A 19308-nucleotide genomic window follows, 5' to 3' on the forward strand; every position below is an offset into this window, starting at 1 on the left:
CCCGCGACCGGCGGTTGCCGCCCGCGCGGAAGCCCGTACCGCCCGCCGCGATCGATCCTCGGAAGGACCGACCGTGCCAAGTCTGCTGTCCACCACCCCGACCACCGGCGCCGGTCCGCTCACCGGCCGCCGTCCCGCCGACGACGACCCGGCGCGGCACTGGCTCCGGATCACCCGCCGCGTCGCCACCGAACTCGGCACCGACGCCGTCGCCCGAGACCAGGCCAACCAGCCGCCGTTCGCCGAGGTCAAGCTGCTGCGCGAGGCCGGACTGCTGACCCTGTTGATCGCGACCGACCGGGGCGGCGGCGGGCAGGGCTGGCCGACGGCGTACGCGGTCGTCCGGGAACTGGCCCGCGCCGACGGCTCGATCGCCCAGCTCCTCGGTTACCACTACTGGAAGTTCGGCCGGCGCCCGCTGGCCGACGATCCCGCCGTGGCCGAACGGCTGGAGCGGGAGACGGTCACCCACGGCTGGTTCTGGGGCGGCACCGGCACCCCACTCGACGCCGACCTGGAGGTCCGCCCGGACGGGGCCGGCTACTGGCTCAACGGCCGCAAGACCTTCGCCACCGGCGCCCGGGTGGCGGACCGGATCGCCGCCTTCGCCACGAACGCGGAATCCGGTGAGCGGCTGCGGATAGTGGTGGATCCACGATGGCCCGGGGTGCTGCGGCCGGACGACTGGGACAGCCTCGGACAGCGGCTCTCGGCCAGCGGCAGCATCGAGTTCCGGGACGTACCGGTCACCGCCCGGGACGTGGTCGGCACCCTGCCACCGAAGGGCGCCGACCTGGCCCCGCACCAGACCCTGACCATTCCGTCCAACCAGGTGCTGTTCCAGAACCTCTACCTCGGGGTGGCCGAGGGCGCCCTGCTGGCCGCGCGGGACTACACCCGTACCCGGAGTCGGGCCTGGACCAACAGCGGCCTGGACAGTGCCACCGAGGACCCGTACGTGCTGGCCACCTACGGCGAACTGGTGGCCCGGTTGCAGGCCGCCTCGGCGCTGGTGCACCAGGCGGTGGCGGCGATCGAGTGGGCGCACCAGCGGGGCGGGGACCTGACCGCGAGGGAACGCGGCGAGGTGGCCGCCCTGATCTCCGCCGGCAAGATCGTCTCGACCCGGGTGGCGCTGGACGCCACCGCGCGGGTCTTCGACCTCACCGGCGCCCGGTCCACCGCCCGGCTGGTCGGACTGGACCGGTTCTGGCGCGACGTGCGTACGCACACCCTGCACGACCCGGTCGCCTACAAGCAGCGCGAGCTGGGGGACTTCTTCCTCAACGACACCGTCGTCACGCCGACGGCGTACTCCTGACCGCGCAAATCCCCCCGACGAACAGCCAAGGAGCCCCCGTGCGCGTACGACACAAGTTGCGAAGCCTGGCCGGTCTGGCCGCACTAGCCCTGCTCGCCGGGTGCGGCGCCGGTGGTGGTGCCGCCACCGGCCCCGGATCGGCGAACGAGCCGGCCCGGGGAGCGGCGCTCAACGCCGAGGGGACCCCGGTCTCCGGCGGCATCCTGCGCCTGTCGATGAACACCGACCCGCTCTGCCTCGACCCGCACGCCATCTCCTCCGACGTGGAGCAGATCTTTGGCCACATCCTCACCGACAACCTGGTCTACCTCGACGAGCAGGGCCAGCCCGGCCCGTACCTGGCCGAGTCGTGGCAGATCTCGCCGGACGGCCGGACCTACACCTTCAAGCTCCGCCAGGGGGTGACGTTCAGCGACGGCACCCCGTTCGACGCCGAGGCGGTCCGGGTCAACTTCGAGCACATGCTCGACCCGACCACCCGGTCACCGCTGGCCGGACCGTACATCGCCCCGTACCGGGACAGTAAGATCATCGATGCGCACACCATCGAGGTGCACCTGAGCGTTGCGTACAGCCCGTTCCTGGACGTGCTGGCCCAGGGCTGGCTCGGCCTGCTCTCGCCGAAGGCGATCAACGAGACCACCCCGGCGCAGCTCTGCGAGAAACCGATCGGCTCCGGCCCGTTCGTGCTCACCGGCTACACCAAGAACCAGGGCGTCACGTTCGCCAAGCGGCCCGGCTACGACTGGGCGCCGCCGCAGCTCAAGCAGACCGGCGAGGCGAAGCTCGACGGCATCGAGGTGTCCTGGGTCGGCCAGGACGCGGTCCGGTTCAACTCCCTCACCGGTGGGCAGTACCAGGCCACCGGCTACGTCCCGGCACAGAACGCCGCCGCCCTGAAGAACAACCCCGAATTCGTGTACGCCAACGTCAACCGGATCGGGCTGCCGTACACGGTGGAGTTCAACACCTCCCGCGCCCCGTTCGACAACCTCGACGTACGCCGGGCGTTCGCGGCGGCGGTCAACGTACCGGCGATCGTGGCGACCCTCGGCTTCGGCGAACGGCAGCAGTCGACCAGTTACGTCGACCGGGTGACCAAGTACTACGACCCGGCGGTGAAGCTGCCCGGCTTCGACCCGAAGCTCGCCAACCAGCTCCTCGACCAGGCCGGGTGGACCTCCCGCAACGGCGACGGCTACCGCACCAAGGGCGGGAAGGAACTCGCCGTGCAGTGGCCGGTCAGCCAGGCCGGTACGGTCAGCCCGATCTTCGACCTGATCCAGGCCCAGGTGAAGTCGGTCGGCATCCGGGTCAACATCCAACTGCTGCCGTCGACCCAGGTCACCACCCTGCGCTACGCCGGCGACTACGACCTCACCTACGGCGTCTGGCACACCAACACCCCGGACGTGCTCTACATCAAGTACGCCAGCTTCAGCATCCCGAACGCCAAGCGCCTCGGCCAGAACACCTCGCACCTGTCCGACCCGCAGGTCGACCAGTGGCTCGACCAGGCCCGGCAGACCACCGACCAGGCCACCCAGCAGAAGCTCTACGGGCAGGTGCAGGCCCGGCTCGCCGAACTCGTACCCGGCATCCCGGTCTACGACAACTCGGTGCTGTGGGCGTTCAGCCGGAAACTGCACAACGTCTCGGTCGACACCTCGCACGGCACGCCGCTGTTCACCTACGCCTGGCTGGAAAAGTAGTGGCGGCCCGCGCGCAGGTCGGCCGGATCGGCGGCCGGGTGCTCGCCGGGGTCGGGGTGCTCTGGGGGGCCGCGACGCTGTCCTTCCTCGCCCTGCACGCGACCGCCGGCGACGCCGCGCTGGCGACCGTCGCCGGTGACGGCGCCAATCCCACCCAGGCCGTCCTGGAACGGGTACGCCAGGACTACGGTCTCGACCTGCCGCTGCACCGGCAGTACCTGAACTACCTCGGCAACCTGCTCACCGGTGACCTCGGCGAGTCGTACCAGCAGCGGATCTCGGTGACCAGGGCGATCGGGGAGCAACTCGGCCCCACCGTCGCCCTGGCGCTCAGCGCCGCACTGCTGGCCCTGGTGCTGGCGGTCACCGTCGCCGTGTTCACCGCCGGCCGGCGGCGCTGGGTACGGTCGACCGCCTCGGGGGCCGAGGTCGTACTGGCCTCGTTCCCGACGTTCGTGCTCGGCCTGCTGCTCCTGATCGTCTTCTCGTTCCGTACCGGTTGGTTCCCGGTCTCCGGCAACGACGGCTTCGCCGCCCTGGTCCTGCCCGCGGTCACCCTGGCCCTGCCGATCGCCGCGGTGCTCGCCCAGGTGCTGCGCGCCGAACTGGAGGACGTGCTGGAGCAGCCGTTCATCCTCACCGCCCGCACCCGGGGCATGCGCGACACGGCGGTACGCCTCCGGCACGCGCTGCGGCACGCCCTGATCCAGATCGTCACCATGTCCGGCTACATGATCGGTACCCTGCTCGGCGGTGCGGTGATCACCGAGACGCTGTTTGTCCGCCGGGGCGTCGGGCAGCTCATGCTGACCGCCGTCACGACCAAGGACATTCCGCTGGTGCTCGGCGTGGTCCTCTTCGCCGCCGCCGTGTACGTGGTGGTGAACCTGGTCGTCGACATCGTCTACGGCCTGGTCGACCCGAGGGTGGTGACGGCGTGACGGCGCTCGACGTACCCGTGGCGGCGCTGCCGTCGGCGACCACCCCGACCACCGCGCGGCGGCGGACCCGGCGCCGGACGGTCCGGCCCGGTGTCGCTCTCGCGGCGGTGTTCCTCGGCCTGCTGGTGGTCGCGGCGCTGGTGCCGGACTGGCTGGCCCCGCAGGACCCGCTGGCGCTCAGCCCGGACGGCGCGTTCCTGCCGCCCGGCCCGGGGCACCTGCTCGGCACCGACCAGACCGGTCGGGACGTGCTCAGCCGGATCATTCACGGGGCCCGCCCCACGCTGATCCTGGGCCTCGGCGCGACCGCGCTCGCGGTCACCGGCGGCACCCTGCTCGGCCTGCTCGCCGGCATCGGCGGTCGGTTCGTCGAGGGGACGCTGATGCGGCTGGTCGACGTCGCCCTCGCCGTGCCGGACCTGCTGCTCGCCCTGGTCGTGATCACCCTGGTCGGTACCGGCACGACCAACGTGCTGTTCGCGGTGGCGTTCGCCAGCGTCCCGTACTACGCCCGGATCGTCCGCGCCCAGGTGCACGTGGTCCGCCGCGCCACGTACGTCGAGGCGGCCACCACCCTCGGCCTCCGCCGGTCGGCGGTGATCGCCCGGCACGTGCTGCCGAACGCGCTCAAGCCGCTGGTGGTGCTGGCCACGATCCGGGTCGGCGACGCGATCGCCAACGGGGCGTCGCTGAGCTTCCTCGGCCTCGGCACCCCGCCACCGGCCGCCGAGTGGGGCAGCATGCTCTCCACCGGCATCCAGTACATCTCCAACGACTGGTTCATGCTCGCCGTACCCGGCCTGGCGATCACCCTGACCGTGCTCGCGGTGACCGTGGTCGGCCGGGACCTGCGGCGCCGCTCCGAGGGGAGGGCGTCCTGATGGCCGAGCCACTGTTGGCGGTGGAGAACCTGCGGGTCGACTTCGACGGCGTGACCGTGGTCGACGGGATCTCGTTCACCATCGGCCGGGGCGAGTGCCTGGCCCTGGTGGGGGAGTCCGGCTCCGGCAAGAGCGTCACCTCGCGCAGCCTGGTCGGCCTCACCGGCACCGGCGCCCGGGTACGGGTCGACCGGCTCGACTTCGAGGGCGAGGACCTGACCCGGCTGTCGCAGCGGCGGTGGCGCCGGATCCGGGGCGCGCGGATCGGGTTCGTGCTCCAGGACGCGCTCTCCTCGCTGGACGGGCTGCGTCCGGTCGGCCGGGAGGTCGCCGAGCCGCTGTCCCTGCACACCCGGCTGACCCGTACCCAGCGGCAGCGTCGGGTGGTCGAGCTGCTGGAGTCGGTCGGCGTACCGGAGCCGGAGGTGCGGGCCCGGCAGTATCCGTACCAGCTCTCCGGTGGGTTGCGGCAGCGGGCGCTGATCGCCTCCGCTATCGCCTGCGCGCCGCGCCTGCTGATCGCCGACGAGCCGACCACCGCCCTGGACGCCACCGTGCAGGCCCAGGTGCTGGCCCTGCTGGAGACGCTGAAGACCAGCGACGGCGGCATGCTGGTGGTCAGCCACGACCTCGCGGTGGTGGCCCGGCTGGCCGACCGGATAGCGGTCATGCGCGACGGCGTGATCGTCGAGCAGGGCCCGACCGAGCGGGTGCTCGGCGACCCCCGGCACGAATACACCCGGGCGCTGCTGGCCGCCGTGCCCGGCACCCGGCCGAAGGGCACCCGGCTCTCCGGCGTACCGGTCCCGACCGGTGCCCGAACCGCGACCCGCTTCGCCGCCGCGACCTCGGCCGGACCGGCCGTCGGCGGGACCTCGGCGGCTGGGCCGGTGGCCGGCGGGGACGTGGTCGACGTGCGTGGGCTGACCAAGTCGTTTCTCGGTCCGGACGGGGTCCGGCGCACGGTGGTCTCCGACGTCTCCTTCACCCTCGGGGCGGGCCGGACCCTCGGCATCGTCGGCGAGTCCGGCTCCGGCAAGACCACCACCGCCCGGATGGTGCTCGGCGTGGAACGTCCCGACGCCGGCGAGGTACGGCTGCACGGCCGAGACTGGGCCGGCCTGAGCCAGACCGAGCGGCGTCGGGAACGGCGCCGGCTACAGGTGATCTACCAGGATCCGCTCAGCTCGTTCGACCCGCGCTACACGGTCGAGCGGGTGATCGGCGAGGCACTCGGGGTGATCGGCCACCGGCGCGGCGCCGGCCGCCGGGACCGGACGGTCGAGTTGCTCGAACAGGTCGGCCTCGACGCCGGCCACCTCGGCCGGCGACCGCTGGAGATGTCCGGCGGGCAACGGCAGCGGGTGGCCATCGCGCGGGCGCTGGCCCCCGAGCCCGAGGTGATCGTCTGTGACGAGCCGGTCTCCGCGCTGGACGTCTCGGTCCAGGCGCAGGTGCTCGACCTGCTCGCCGACCTGCAACAGCGACTCGGGGTGTCCTACCTGTTCATCTCGCACGACCTGGGCGTGATCCAGCACGTCAGCGACCGGGTGCTGGTGATGAAGGACGGCTCGGTGGTCGAGGCCGGTGACACCGCACAGATCTTCGAGCGCCCGCAGCATGCGTACACCCGTGCCCTGCTCGCCGCGGTGCCCCGGTTGAACCCGAGCAAGCCCAGCTAGCTCATCACCTAGCCTCCTAGGATGAACTACGGGGCGAGGGGTGCGCCACACCTCACGAAGGACACCGACATGACCACTGACCCGGCCAAGAAGAAGATCCACGTCAACCTGTTCGAGATGAACTGCGTCGGGCACATCTCGCACGGCCTCTGGGTGCACGAGGACAACAACCGGCACCGCTTCAACGACATCGATTTCTGGACCGAGCTGGCCGAGCTGCTTGAGTACGGCACCTTCGACGCGGTCTTCCTGGCCGACGTGGTCGGCGCGTACGACGGGTTCCGGTCCGGCCCGGAGACGGCGTTGCGCGAGGCGGTGCAGATTCCGAACAACGACCCGCTGCTGGTCATCCCCGCTATGGCGGCCGTGACGCGTAACCTCGGGTTCGCGGCGACCTTCTCCACCACCTACGAACCGCCGTTCGCGTTCGCGCGCCGGATGAGCACCCTGGACCACCTGACGAAGGGAAGGGTGGCATGGAACGTGGTCACCTCGTACCTGCCCAACGCGGCCCGCAACTTCGGCCTGCCCGACGAGGTGGAGCACGACCGCCGGTACGCGATCGCCGACGAGTACCTCGACGTGCTGTACAAGCTCTGGGAGGGGTCGTGGGACGATGACGCGGTGATCAAGGACCGCGCCGACCGGGTGTACACCGACCCGGCGAAGGTCCGCTACGTCAACCACGTCGGCGAGCACTACCGGGTCGCCGGCCCGCACCTGTCCGAGCCGTCCCGGCAGCGCACCCCGGTGATCTACCAGGCGGGCGCCTCCGACGCCGGTAGGGAGTTCGCCGCCCGGCACGCCGAGGCGGTGTTCACCGGCGGCAGCACCCTGGACGAGGTACGGGCGAACATCGACGACACCCGCAGCCGGGCCAGGGCGTACGGGCGCGAGCCGGAGCAGATCAAGTTCCTCGCCGGGGCGGCGGTGATCGTCGGGCGTACCGACGCCGAGGTGGACCGGAAGGTGGCCGAGTTCCGGCGGCTGCGCAGCGTCGACGGGCACCTCGCGCACGCCGGGGCCGGCCTGGACTGGACCCGCTACCCGGTTACCGAGCGGATCGGCGACATCATCGCCCGGCAGGACCCCGGCTACCAGCGGCTCGGCCGCCGCTACCGGCCGGAGCAGACCGTCGGCGAGGTGCTCGACCAGATCGGCTCGTTCAACCGGGGCCCGTTCTTCGTCGCCGGCACCCCGAAGGTGGTCGCCGACGAGTTGGAGCGCTGGGTCGACACCGGCGGCATCGACGGGATCAACCTGCGCCAGTTCCTCACCCCGGGTACCGCCGAGGACTTCATCGAGCTGGTCGTACCGGAGCTGCGGCGCCGGGGGCGCTACCGCGAGTCGTACGACGACGGCGAGACCCTGCGCGAGCGGCTGTTCGGGGCCGGCCAGGCCCGGCTGTACGACGTCCACCCGGGCGCCCGCTACCGGGACCCGGCGCAGTTGTCGGTACCGGCGGACCCGTTCCGGCTGACCCCGGCGGGCAGCCGGGCGTGACCTACCGCGCGCCACGGGCGGCAATCGACCCGGACCCGGCCAAGTCCTGGCTGCGTCGGGCGTTGCCGCTGGTGGCGGCGCACCGGCGGCTGCTGCTGACCTCGCTGGTGCTGTCCTTCGCCGGCCTGGTCGTGCAGGTGCAGATCCCCAACGTGATGCGGCTCGGCATCGACCACGCGATCATCGCGCGCGGCGGTGACCTGGGCCGGTACGTCTGGTGGGTGGCGGTCCTGGCGCTGGCCCAGACGATCCTCGCCTACCTGGCCCGGCGCTACCTGCTGCGCACCGCGTACGAGATCGAGTACGACCTGCGCAACATCATGTTCGCCCACCTGATCCGGATGCCGTTCGGCTTCTACGACCGGGTGCAGACCGGTGAGCTGATGTCGCGGTCGAGCTCGGACATCCGGGCGGTGCAGATGTACCTCGCCTTCGGGCCGTCGATCCTGGTGCAGTGCACGATCGCCGGGATCGCGTTCGTGCTGATGCTCACGATCAACGTGCCGCTGGCCCTGGTCGCGATGGTGACCATGCCGATCATCGGCCTGCTCGGGGTGGCCATGCGCAAGGCGATCTTCCCGATCTCCTGGCTGATCCAGGCCCGGCTGGCCGGGCTCGCCACGGTCGTCGACGAGAACATCAACGGGGTACGGATCGTGAAGGCGTTCGCCGCCGAGGGGCGTCAGCTCGACACCCTCGCCGTGGCGGCGGACCGGGTGCGGTGGGCGTACCTGACCGACGCGCGGATCCGGTCCCGCTGGTCGCCGTTGATCGAGAACCTGCCCCGGTTGGGGTTGGCGCTGGTGCTGCTGGCCGGCGGCTGGCTGGTGCTCGACGGGCGGACCACGGTCGGCACCATCGTCGCGTTCAACACCTATGTGCTGATGCTCCAGCCGCCGTTCCGGATGCTCGGCATGATGATCATGATGGGGCAGCGGGCGGCGGCCTCCGCCCAACGGATCTACGAGATCCTGGACACCCGCTCCGACGTGGTGTCGCCCCCGCACCCGGTGCCCGCCGACCTCCGTGGTGACCTCGAATTGCGACACGTGCGGTTCACGTACCCGAACGGCACCGTCGCCCTCGACGGCCTGGACCTGCGGGTCCGCGCCGGTGAGACGGTGGCGGTGGTCGGCCGCACCGGCTCGGGCAAGTCCACCCTCGGCCGGCTGCTGGCCCGCTACTACGACGCCGACAGCGGCACCGTCAGCATCGACGGGCACGACGTACGCGACCTGGACCTGGCCGGGCTGCGCGAGCAGGTCGGCATCGTGCCGGACGAGCCGTTCCTGTTCTCGGTGTCGATCCGGGACAACATCGCCTACGGCCGACCGGACGCCACCCTGGACGAGGTGATCGCGGCGGCGGTCGCGGCCGGCGCGGACGGTTTCGTCCGGGCCCTGCCGGACGGCTACCACACGGTCGTCGGCGAACGCGGTTACACCCTGTCCGGCGGGCAGCGCCAGCGCCTCGCCATCGCCCGCGCGCTGCTGGTCAACCCGCCGGTGCTGGTCCTCGACGACGCGACCAGTGCCATCGACGTGACCGTCGAACACCGGATCCACGCCGCCCTGCGCGACCTCATGCGCGGCCGGACCACCGTGATCGTCGCGCACCGGCTCTCCACCATCGGGCTCGCCGACCGGGTGGTGCTGATGGAGGCGGGTCGGGTGGTGGCCGAGGGCAGCCACGCCCACCTGCTCGCCACCGAACCCCGCTACCGGGCGGTCCTCGCCGAGCGGAACCCGACCGGCCCCGACGAGCCGACCGACGAGTCCGGCAGCCCACCCCGGCAGGGTCTCGGGCCGGCGGTCGAGGTGTTCCGATGAGCATGTTCGGCGGCGGGTTCGGCGGCCCCGGCGGCGGTTCGACCGGCGGCCCGATGGGCGGGCTCGGCGGCATCGGCGCCGGCCGGGGCAGCGGGAAGTCGGGCAACCACGGCAACGGGCTGCCGTTCGCCGGGATCCCGGAGGAGCTGCTCGCCGGGGTGGCCCGGCTACAGGCGACCGAACCCGACCCCGAACCGCGGCGGAACACGTACACCGCCCGACCGCCCGCCGAGCCACCGCTGACCCTGTCCACCATCGTCGCCCGCTACCGGGGCACCCTGCTGGGCGCCTGCCTGCTGGTGGTGCTGGAGACGCTGCTGTTGCAGGCCGGCCCGTACCTGGTGCAGGTCGGCATCGACCACGGCATCGTGGCCAGGGACCCGTCGGTGCTGCTGCTGGCCACCGGCGCGTTCGCCGCCACCGTGCTGGCCGGTGGGCTGGCCGCGGCGGCGCGCACCCGGCAGACCGGCCGGCTGGCCGCGTACGCCATGCGTGACCTGCGCGTACGCGTCTTCGCCCAGCTCCAGCGACTGTCCATGGACTACTTCACCCGGGAGAAGGCCGGGGTCACCATGACCCGGATGACCTCGGACATCGAGTCACTGCAACAGCTCCTCCAGGACGGCCTGGCCCAGTTCGCCGGCCACGCGCTGACCATGCTGGTCATCGTCGGGGTGCTGGTCGGTTACGACCCGGAACTCGCGCTGATCATGCTGGTGCTGGTCCTGCCGCCGCTGGCCGCCGCCTCGATCTGGTTCCGGGTCGCCTCCGACCGTGGCTACCGGCGGCAGCGCGACGCCGTGGCCGCGATGTTCTCCGACCTCGCCGAGGGCCTGCACGGCGTACGCGTGGTGACCGCGCACAACCGGCAGGATCGCAACGTGTTGGCCCACCGGGAGGTGGTCGGCCGCTACCGGGACGCCAACGACTTCACCGGGCACATCAGCGCCATCTACGGGCCGGGCAGCTCGGCGATCGGCCTGCTCGGGCTGGCCGCGCTGCTGCTGATCGGCGGCCGGATGGTGTTGCGCGGCGAGCTGAGCATCGGTGAGCTGACCGCGTTCGTGCTCTACCTCAACGCCTTCTTCCAGCCGGTGCAGCAGCTCGTCGCGCTCTACACCAGCTACCAGCAGGGTCGGGCGGCCGTGAGCAAACTGCGCGAACTGCTACAGACCCAGCCGAGCGTGGCCGAGGCGCCGGACGCGGTCGCGCTGCCCCCGGTCGACGGGGAGATCGAGTTCGACCGGGTGACCTTCGGCTACGACCCGGCCCGGCCGGTGCTGCGCGGGATCAGCCTGCGGATCGCGGCCGGCGAGACCGTCGCCTGCGTGGGGCCGACCGGCGCGGGCAAGTCGACCCTGGCGAAACTGGTCACCCGGCTCTACGACCCGGACGCCGGCCGGGTCCTGATCGACGGCCACGACCTGCGCGGGGTCACCCTCGCCTCGTTGCGCCGGCAGATCGGCGTGGTGCCGCAGGAGCCGTTCCTGTTCGCCGGCTCGATCCGGGACAACGTGGCGTTCGCCCGCCCGGAGGCGACCGACGACGAGGTGTGGGCCGCGGTGGACGCGGTCGGCCTGCGGGACCTGGTCGAACGGTCACCGCTGGGCCTGGCGACGCCGCTGCACGAACGCGGCCAGTCGGTCTCCTCCGGGGAGCGGCAACTGCTCGCGCTGGCCCGTGCCTTCCTGGCCCAGCCCCGGGTGGTGCTGCTGGACGAGGCGACCGCCAACCTGGACCTCCAGTCGGAGCTGCGGGTCGAGGCGGCGCTGGACGTACTGCTCGACGGGCGTACCGCGATCCTGGTCGCGCACCGGCTCTCCACCGCCGCGCGGGCCGACCGGATCATCGTGATCGACGACCACGGCATCGCCGAGTCCGGCTCCCACCGGGAGTTGCTCGCCCACGACGGCCCCTACGCGCGGATGTTCGCCACCTGGGCCGCCGGGGCCAACCACCCCACCTGACCCCGGCGTCAGGCCACCGGAACGCCGAGCCGGTCCAGCAGGTGCCGGCGCAGACCGCCGAAGCCGGGATCGTCGTGGGCCCGCGGGTGGGGCAGCGGTACGGGCGCGTCCTCGACGATCCGGCCGTGTTCGAGCACCAGCGTCCGGTCGGCGAGCAGCAGCGCCTCGTCGACGTCGTGGGTGACCAGCAGGGCGGCGAAGCCGTGCTCGGCCCGCAGCCGACCGAGCAGGCCCTGCATCCGCAGCCGGGTCAGCGCGTCGAGCGCCCCGAACGGCTCGTCCAGCAGCAGCACCTCGGGTTCCCGGACCAGGGCGCGGGCGACCGCCACCCGCTGCGCCTGGCCGCCGGAGAGCTGCGCCGGCCAGGCCCGGTCCCGGTCGGCGAGGCCGACCTCGGTCAGCGCCGCCCGGACCCGGTCGCGTACGTCCGGACCGGTCAGGCCGAGCCCGACGTTGTCGCCGACGCGTTTCCACGGCAGCAGCCGGTGCTCCTGGAACACGACCGCCGGCCGACCCCGTACCTCGATGGTGCCGCCGGCCTCGGGGTCGAGCCCGGCCAGTGCCCGCAGCAGGGTGCTCTTGCCGGAGCCGGAGCCGCCGAGCAGCGCCACCACCTCGCCCGGCCGGATGCTCAGGTCCACCCCGTCGAGTACCACGGTGCCGTCGAAGTCCCGCCGGACCCCGGTCGCGACCACCACCGGCGCCCGGTCACCGGCCGGGCTCAACTCGCCTGCACGTGCACGCCGGTCCGCCATGTCAACGCCCTCCTCTCCAGCATCCGCAGCGCCACGTCGGAGAGCAGCCCGAGCAGCGCGTAGATGAGCAGCCCGAGCACCACCACGTCGGTCTGGCTGAACTCCCGGGCCTCCATCATCAGGAAGCCGATGCCGGTCTGGGCGTTGACCTGTTCGCCGACCACCAGGCTCAGCCAGGCGGCTCCGATGGCCAGCCGCAGGCCGAGAAAGAGGGCCGGCAGCGCGCCGGGCAGGATCACGTGCCGGATCCGCTGGATCGCGTTCAGACCGCAGGTGCGGGCCGCCTCGACCAGGCGTACGTCGATGTCGCGGATGCCGGCGTACATGTTGAAGTAGATCGGGAAGAAGGCGCCCAGGCAGACCAGGGTGATCTTCAGCGACTCGCCGATGCCGACCCAGATGATGAGCAGCGGGACCAGGCCGAGGTGGGGCAGCATCCGGGCCATCTGCACCGGTGGGTCGACCAGGTCGTCGCCGATCCGGAGCAGCCCCGCCACGGCGCCGAGCAGCACCCCGAGGGTGCCGCCGATGGCCAGCCCGATCGCCGCCCGGGTGAGCGAGTCGGTCAGGTGGGTCCAGAGGATCCCGTCGACGGCCAGTCGCCAGCCGGTCCGCAGCACCTCGCTGGGCGCGGAGAGCTTCTCCGGTGCCAGCAGCCCGGCCCGCGAGGCCAGTTCCCAACCGAGTACGAGCACCAACGGGCTGATCACCCGTCGCCACCGCGCACCCGTACGGCGTCGGCGCCTGCGCCCCGACGGTGCCGGTACGGGCGCGGCGGCCGAACCGTCCGGGACGGTGGTGGTCGGCGCCGGCGCGGGACGGGTCATCCGAGTACCTCGGCGAACCGGCCGTCGACCCGGTCGCGCATGTCGATCGAGGTGGGGATGAGTTCGAGCTTGGTGAAGCCGTCCGCGATGGCCTGGAGTTCGTCGCCGATCGCCGGGGTGACCGGGGCCAGCGGGCGGGCGCTGCGGGCCAGCGCGCGGGTGGTGACATCCTCCGGGATCTTCAGTTCGGGAGCCAGGATCTTCGCCCGGTCGACCGGGTTGGCGATGCCCCAGTCGGTGACCTCGCGGTAGGTCTGGAGGAACGCCCGGATCTGCTCGGGCTTGTTCTTCAGCGCCTCGGGGGAGACCAGCAGGTACTCCCGGTTGCCGGCCAGCCCGGTCGCGTTGGCCAGGATCTTCACCCCCGGCTGTTCGGCGAGCGCGAAGTACGGGTCCCAGATGATCCACGCGTCGACCTGCCCGGCGTCGAACGCCGGTCGACCCTCGGCCGGCTTGAGATACTTGACCTGGATGTCGGCGAGGGTCATGTTGTTCGCCTCAAGCAGCCGCACCAGCAGCCAGTGCACGTTCGAGCCCTTGTTCAGCGCGACCGTACGGCCCCTGAGGTCGGCGAAGCTGTTGATTCCGCTGCCCTCCTTGACCAGCACGGCCTCGCCCTCGGGGATCTCGGCCGAGGTGCCGATGATCTTGAACGGGATCTTGCCGGCGGCGGCGAAGATCGGTGGCGCCTCGCCGACCTGGCCGATGTCGATCGCGTCGGCCTTGAACGCCTCGGTCAGTGCCGGGCCGCTTTCGAACAGCGACCAGCTGGTGCCGGCGGCCGCGTCCCGCGCCTTGACCAGACTCAGGCCGCCGAACCGCTGGTAGCCCACCCGCAGTGGTGACTCCGCGTTCGAGGCCTCGTCGGCGTCGCCGCAGCCGGCGACCACGCCGACGGTGGCGAGCAGGCCCACGCTGAGGGCGACGGCCAGTATCCGTCGCCAGCTTCGGCTGCCGGTAGGCGCGGCGATCGACATGAGTGAACTCCCGGAGCGTCGAGGGTGGTGGGCGCTCCACAGTGGTGGAAGCGTGGCGGTGGCTGCCGGCGACCATGCTTTGGGCGGCCGCCCGACCCCGTCAATGTCCTGTGACACACGTCACTGCGTGCTCCGGTGGCTCGTCGGCCGGCAATCCGTCACCCGCCGCGTGACCCCATCAGACCCGTCATGAGCTGCCGAAATATGTGCCCGGCAAGGAGTGGGCCGGGCACCGCTCGGGCGGCTTGTCCTATTCCACCGATAGAAAAAATCGGTATTCGAACCCCGGGTCGATCCGGGGGCGAGCCGGAGCCCGGTGCCGCGCATCACCCGACCAGACTTGATCAAGTTGGCCGAGAGGTCTACTCAACCGATAGGAATTATAGATAAGCTGCGGGAAGATCCATCCAGCGGCGTCCCCCGTCCCCGCCCGGCGTGCCGTCACGACCCGAGGAGAGCGCATGTCCACCATCCTCGCCATCTCCGGCTCGCCGTCGGCCACCTCGCGTACCGCGCGGCTGGTCGAGCTGCTCGCCGGACGGCTCACCGACGGCGGGCACCGGGTCAGCTCGCTGTCGATCCGGGACCTGCCGCCGGACGCGTTGCTCGGCGCCGACCCGGACCACCCGGCGATCACCGCGGTGGCGGACGCACTCGCCGCCGCCGACGGCCTGCTCGTCGCGACACCGGTCTACAAGGCGTCCTACAGCGGCGCCCTGAAGGCACTGCTCGACCTGCTGCCGCAGTACGCGCTCGCCGGCAAGGTGGTGCTGCCACTGGCCACCGGCGGGACGCTGGCCCACGTACTGGCGATCGACTACGCGATGCGCCCGGTGCTCAACGCGATGGGCGCGGCGCACATCGTGCCCGGCTACTTCCTGCTCGACCAGCTGATCCTGACCGGAGCCGACGGCGCCACCGAGGTCGAGGCGACCGTCGCCCCGGCGCTGCACGCGGTGCTGGACACCTTCGCCGCGGCCCTGGTTCCCCGCGGGCTGCCGATCGCGGCCTGAACCCCGACCGACCCTCCGTACCGCAGGCCCCACCCGGATCGAAAAGAGAGCACCATGGCACTGACCTTCCACTGGTTCCTACCCACCTACGGCGACAGCCGCGACATCGTCGGCGGCGGGCACGGGCTGGCCGCCGGTACGGCGGGCGGCGCCCGACCGGCGACGGTCGCCTACCTCGGCCAGATCGCCCGTACCGCGGAACAACTCGGCTTCGAGGGCGCGCTCACCCCGACCGGCGCCTGGTGCGAGGACGCCTGGCTGGCCACCGCCATGCTGTCGGAGGTCACCGAGCGGCTGAAGTTCCTGGTCGCGTTCCGCCCCGGCATGCTCTCACCGACGCTCGCCGCCCAGATGGCCTCCACCTTCCAGCGGCTGTCCAACGGCCGGCTGCTGCTCAACGTCGTGACCGGTGGCGAGAGCCACGAACAGCGGGCGTACGGCGACTTTCTCGACAAGGACGCCCGGTACGCCCGTACGGACGAGTTCCTGCACGTGGTGCGGGCGCTGTGGCGCGGTGAGACGGTGACCCACGACGGCCCACACGTACGCGTCGAGCAGGCGAAGCTGGGCCGGCTGCCCGACCCGGTCCCGCCGATCTACTTCGGTGGGTCGTCGAAGGCGGCCGGCCCGGTCGCGGTCGCCCACTCCGACGTCTACCTGACCTGGGGTGAGCCGCCCGCGCAGGTGGCCGAGAAGCTGGCCTGGATCCGGGGCCTCGCCGCCGAGGCCGGTCGGGAACTCCGCTTCGGCATCCGGTTGCACGTGATCGCCCGGGACACCTCGGAGCAGGCGTGGGCCCAGGCCCAGCGGCTGCTCGACGGCATCCCGGAGGCGGACATCAAGGCGGTCCAGGCCGGGTTGGCGCGCAGCGAGTCCGAGGGTCAGCGTCGGATGATCGCGCTGCACGGTGGCTCGCGGGACGGGTTGGAGATCGCGCCCAACCTCTGGGCCGGCGTGGGCCTGGTCCGCGGCGGAGCCGGTACGGCGCTGGTCGGCAGCCACACCGAGATCGCCGACCGGATTGCGGAGTACCACGCCCTGGGCATCACCGAGTTCATCCTCTCCGGGCATCCGCACGTGGAGGAGGCGTACTGGTTCGGTGAGGGTGTGCTGCCGATCCTGCGTCAGCGCGGTCTGTGGCGGCACCCGGTGGGGGACCCGGAGCCGGTAGCGGCCGCGGTGCCGTTCGCCGCCCCCGAGCCGGCGACCAGCTCGCCGAGCTGAACCCACCGGTGGCCGCCACCCCCGGTGGGTACCACCGGGGGTGGCGGCGCAGGGAAGAGGCGAGACCACCGGGCGAAGATCGTCCAGTCGAGTAACCCCTACCTCCCGCCGATCCCCACTCCACCGTCGCGCCCACTCCACCGTTTCCACCGTTTCGCCGGCGATCTTGCACTTGTGGTGCCCGGATTAGGGTCCTCATCCGGATTTGTTCGCCACCACAAGTGCAAGATCGTCGCGCCGTGAAGAGTGACCCGGTACGAGTCGTTCGAGTAGATGCTCGACACCGAAGGCCCCGCCAAGGTCAACCCCGACAGCCCCCGCCACCAGCAACTCGCCAACATCCGACGCTCTACGGGCCCGAGGAGGAAGCCCTCGGCGCCCTCGCCATCGAGGTCGAGCGCATCCCGCCTGAGAGCCGGCCGCTCCGAACGGCCGCCCCGGTACCTGCGTCTTTGCCCACCGGATCGAGTCGCTATCTAACTAGCATCCTAGGACGAACTACGGGTTGTGCCGCTCGTCACGTGACAACGACCCGCCTCGGCGCCCGTGGGCCGCCAGCAGGGGACGGATCGCCAGCAGGGGACGGATATAGTGACACCGCAAATCAGCAGCCCCGGATGTCCGCCATACGCGGGCCACGGCGACTGCGTCAGGGAGCCGGCACGATCACGAGGTCACGCAGGGGCCTCGGGAACACCGGCCGGAGCGTGCAGGTCCCGGGACGACCCGTGTCAGCGGGCGCCGGACCAGCCGCAGAGGGAGGTTCGGTGTCGCGTCGGCCGGCGCGGGCAGACGACGCCCAGCCAACCGGGGGCACCGCCGCCCAGTCCCAGGACGCGGCGACCCGGGTGCTCACCATTCCCAACCTGATCAGCTTCGCCCGGCTGCTCGGCGTACCTCTTTTTCTCTATCTGCTGTTGGGGCCGCACGCGGACGTCGCGGCCCTGGTGGTCCTCGCGGTCGGCGGGACCACCGACTGGGTCGATGGTTACGTCGCCCGCCGGCTGCGTCAGGTCAGCCGGCTGGGGGAGTTGCTCGACCCGACCGCCGACCGGCTCTACATCCTGGCCACGCTGGTGGGGTTCACCATCCGTGAGATCGTGCCGTGGGAATTCACCGCCGCGCTGCTCGCCCGCGAGCTGGTGCTGCTGGTTTCCCTGGTGGTCCTGCGCCGCTACGGGTACGGTCCGCCGCCGGTGCACTATCTCGGTAAGACCGCCACGTTCGTTCTGCTCGCCGCGTTCCCGACGCTGCTGCTTGCCGACGCGGTGCCGGGCGCCGCGACCGCTGCCGGCGCGATCGGTTGGGGGCTGGCCTGGTGGGGGCTGGTTCTCTACTGGGCCGCCGGGGTGTTCTACCTGATCCAGGCCGCGCGGCTGATCCGTACCTTCCGTCGGGAGGCCGGATGAGCACCGCCGGACCCGGTCCGGAGCGCACGTACGCGCCGGACTTCCTCACGGAACTGTTCCGCAATCCGCTCGATCCCGGTTACTCGGATGCGGCGGAGAGCCGACGTGCGGGTCGGGGGCCGACCGGGTGGCGGCGGTCCACCATCCGGGTGGTGACCGTGATCACCCTGGCCGCGCTCGGTTTCCTGCTGGCCATCGCGTACCGGCAGACGATCGAGGGGGAGCCGGGGCGCAGTCAGGCGCGGGCCGGGTTGGTGGCGCAGATCAAGCAGCGGGAGAGCGAGACCGATCAGTTGACCCGGCGGGCCGACGAGTTGCGCGCGGACGTGAACCGGCAGCGGGACGCGGCGTTGTCGGGCAGTGACGCGGCGCGGTTGCGTGATCTGGAGGCGGTGACCGGTCTGGGTCGGGTACGGGGTGACGGTGTGGTGGTCCGGGTCGCCGACGGGCCGTCGGAGGCGGACGCGGTGACGGGTGCCGGTGGTACGAATCTCGGTAGGGTGCTCGACCGGGATCTACAGGACATCGCGAACGCCCTGTGGAGTGCGGGCGCGGAGGCGATTTCGATCAATGGTCAGCGGCTGACGGCGACGTCGACGATCCGGGCCGCCGGTGGTGCGATCCTGGTGGATTTCCGGCCGGTGACCGGGCCGTACGAGGTGTCGGCGATCGGGCCGGGTCAGTTGGAGCGTCGGTTCCGGGCCAGTGACGCGGCGAACGTGTTGCGTCAGGTCGCGGCCGAGCACGGTATGTCGTTCGGGGTGCGGGAGGTCGACGACCTGTTGTTGCCGGCGGCGAGTGAACCTCAACTGCGGTACGCGGTTCCCTCCGTGTCGCCGTCTGCGTCGCCTTCCGGGGCGGCGCGTTCGAACAGTCCGGCGTCGCCTGGCGCCGGGTCATCCCTCAGCCCGTCCGGAGGCGGCCGATGATCCCCGTACTCGCGTTGCTCGCCGGCGTGGTGCTCGGCGTGGTGCTGGACCCGACGGTGCCGGCGGCGTTGCAGCCGTATCTGCCGATCGCGGTGGTCGCGGCGCTGGACGCGGTGTTCGGTGGGGTGCGGGCGAAGCTCGACGGGATCTTCGACGACAAGCAGTTCGTGATCTCGTTCATTTCGAATGTGCTGGTGGCGGGTGTGATCGTGTATCTGGGTGACCAGCTCGGTGTGGGTGGTCAGTTGTCCACCGGTGTGGTGGTCGTGCTCGGTGTCCGGATCTTCGGCAATGTGGCGGCGATCCGTCGGCACCTGTTCCGGGCGTAGGTTTCTGAC

The 19308-nt window shown here is 71.6% G+C and carries 16 protein-coding genes; 13 read left to right on the forward strand and 3 right to left on the reverse strand.

Annotation, left to right across the window (positions count from 1 at the left end; translation table 11 throughout):
- Positions 1–73 precede the first annotated feature (73 nt).
- The 8 genes from OG792_RS16100 (at position 74) to OG792_RS16135 (ending at position 11836) form a co-directional block, all read left to right on the forward strand.
- On the forward strand, positions 74–1321 hold the full coding sequence (locus tag OG792_RS16100) for an acyl-CoA dehydrogenase family protein (protein WP_329110498.1): 1248 nt from the start codon (positions 74–76) through the stop codon (positions 1319–1321).
- A gap of 38 nt (positions 1322–1359) precedes the next feature.
- Positions 1360–3033, forward strand: coding sequence for an ABC transporter substrate-binding protein (locus OG792_RS16105; protein WP_329110499.1), 1674 nt, complete (start codon positions 1360–1362; stop codon positions 3031–3033).
- Entirely contained in the window at positions 3033–3974 is a 942-nt protein-coding gene (locus tag OG792_RS16110; protein ID WP_329110500.1) for an ABC transporter permease, read from the forward strand. Before OG792_RS16105 ends, OG792_RS16110 begins: the two co-directional genes overlap by 1 nt.
- Positions 3971–4855, forward strand: coding sequence for an ABC transporter permease (locus tag OG792_RS16115; protein ID WP_329110501.1), 885 nt, complete (start codon positions 3971–3973; stop codon positions 4853–4855). The genes OG792_RS16110 and OG792_RS16115 overlap by 4 nt, the downstream gene beginning before the upstream one ends.
- Complete coding sequence (locus OG792_RS16120; RefSeq protein ID WP_329110502.1) at positions 4855–6537, forward strand: ABC transporter ATP-binding protein; 1683 nt, start codon at positions 4855–4857, stop codon at positions 6535–6537. The genes OG792_RS16115 and OG792_RS16120 overlap by 1 nt, the downstream gene beginning before the upstream one ends.
- Before the next feature lie 69 nt (positions 6538–6606).
- Positions 6607–8040 carry an LLM class flavin-dependent oxidoreductase gene (locus tag OG792_RS16125; RefSeq protein ID WP_329110503.1) on the forward strand — a complete coding sequence of 478 codons (1434 nt, stop codon included), beginning with the start codon at positions 6607–6609 and terminating at the stop codon, positions 8038–8040.
- Positions 8037–9869, forward strand: coding sequence for an ABC transporter ATP-binding protein (locus OG792_RS16130; RefSeq protein WP_329110505.1), 1833 nt, complete (start codon positions 8037–8039; stop codon positions 9867–9869). The genes OG792_RS16125 and OG792_RS16130 overlap by 4 nt, the downstream gene beginning before the upstream one ends.
- Positions 9866–11836: an ABC transporter ATP-binding protein gene (locus OG792_RS16135; RefSeq protein ID WP_329110506.1), complete on the forward strand. Its 1971-nt coding sequence runs from the start codon at positions 9866–9868 to the stop codon at positions 11834–11836. Before OG792_RS16130 ends, OG792_RS16135 begins: the two co-directional genes overlap by 4 nt.
- An 8-nt stretch (positions 11837–11844) precedes the next feature.
- Here OG792_RS16135 and OG792_RS16140 read toward each other — a convergent pair whose 3' ends face one another.
- From OG792_RS16140 to OG792_RS16150, 3 genes are read right to left on the reverse strand one after another with little or no spacing between them, the layout of a single operon-like run.
- Positions 11845–12591, reverse strand: coding sequence for an ABC transporter ATP-binding protein (locus OG792_RS16140; RefSeq protein WP_329110507.1), 747 nt, complete (start codon positions 12589–12591; stop codon positions 11845–11847).
- Entirely contained in the window at positions 12558–13418 is an 861-nt protein-coding gene (locus tag OG792_RS16145) for an ABC transporter permease subunit (RefSeq protein ID WP_329110509.1), read from the reverse strand. The genes OG792_RS16140 and OG792_RS16145 overlap by 34 nt, the downstream gene beginning before the upstream one ends.
- Positions 13415–14395: an aliphatic sulfonate ABC transporter substrate-binding protein gene (locus OG792_RS16150; RefSeq protein WP_329110510.1), complete on the reverse strand. Its 981-nt coding sequence runs from the start codon at positions 14393–14395 to the stop codon at positions 13415–13417. The genes OG792_RS16145 and OG792_RS16150 overlap by 4 nt, the downstream gene beginning before the upstream one ends.
- A 461-nt stretch (positions 14396–14856) precedes the next feature.
- On the opposite strand from OG792_RS16150, the gene ssuE reads away from it, so the two are divergent.
- From ssuE to OG792_RS16175, 5 genes are all read left to right on the forward strand, one after another.
- Positions 14857–15408: an NADPH-dependent FMN reductase gene (gene ssuE / locus OG792_RS16155; protein ID WP_329110511.1), complete on the forward strand. Its 552-nt coding sequence runs from the start codon at positions 14857–14859 to the stop codon at positions 15406–15408.
- Between the two features lie 54 nt (positions 15409–15462).
- Positions 15463–16632: an LLM class flavin-dependent oxidoreductase gene (locus tag OG792_RS16160; protein WP_329110512.1), complete on the forward strand. Its 1170-nt coding sequence runs from the start codon at positions 15463–15465 to the stop codon at positions 16630–16632.
- A gap of 767 nt (positions 16633–17399) precedes the next feature.
- Entirely contained in the window at positions 17400–18041 is a 642-nt protein-coding gene (locus OG792_RS16165) for a CDP-alcohol phosphatidyltransferase family protein (protein ID WP_442932424.1), read from the forward strand.
- The gene (locus OG792_RS16170) at positions 18038–18970 is read left to right on the forward strand and encodes a DUF881 domain-containing protein (protein ID WP_329110513.1); all 933 of its coding nucleotides are present in this window, start codon (positions 18038–18040) and stop codon (positions 18968–18970) included. Before OG792_RS16165 ends, OG792_RS16170 begins: the two co-directional genes overlap by 4 nt.
- Positions 18967–19299 (forward strand): small basic family protein, encoded by a 333-nt coding sequence (locus OG792_RS16175; RefSeq protein ID WP_329110516.1) that lies wholly within the window; start codon positions 18967–18969, stop codon positions 19297–19299. Before OG792_RS16170 ends, OG792_RS16175 begins: the two co-directional genes overlap by 4 nt.
- Positions 19300–19308 lie beyond the last annotated feature (9 nt).

This window comes from Micromonospora sp. NBC_01699 (genome assembly GCF_036250065.1).
In the GTDB taxonomy this organism is placed as follows: domain Bacteria; phylum Actinomycetota; class Actinomycetes; order Mycobacteriales; family Micromonosporaceae; genus Micromonospora_G.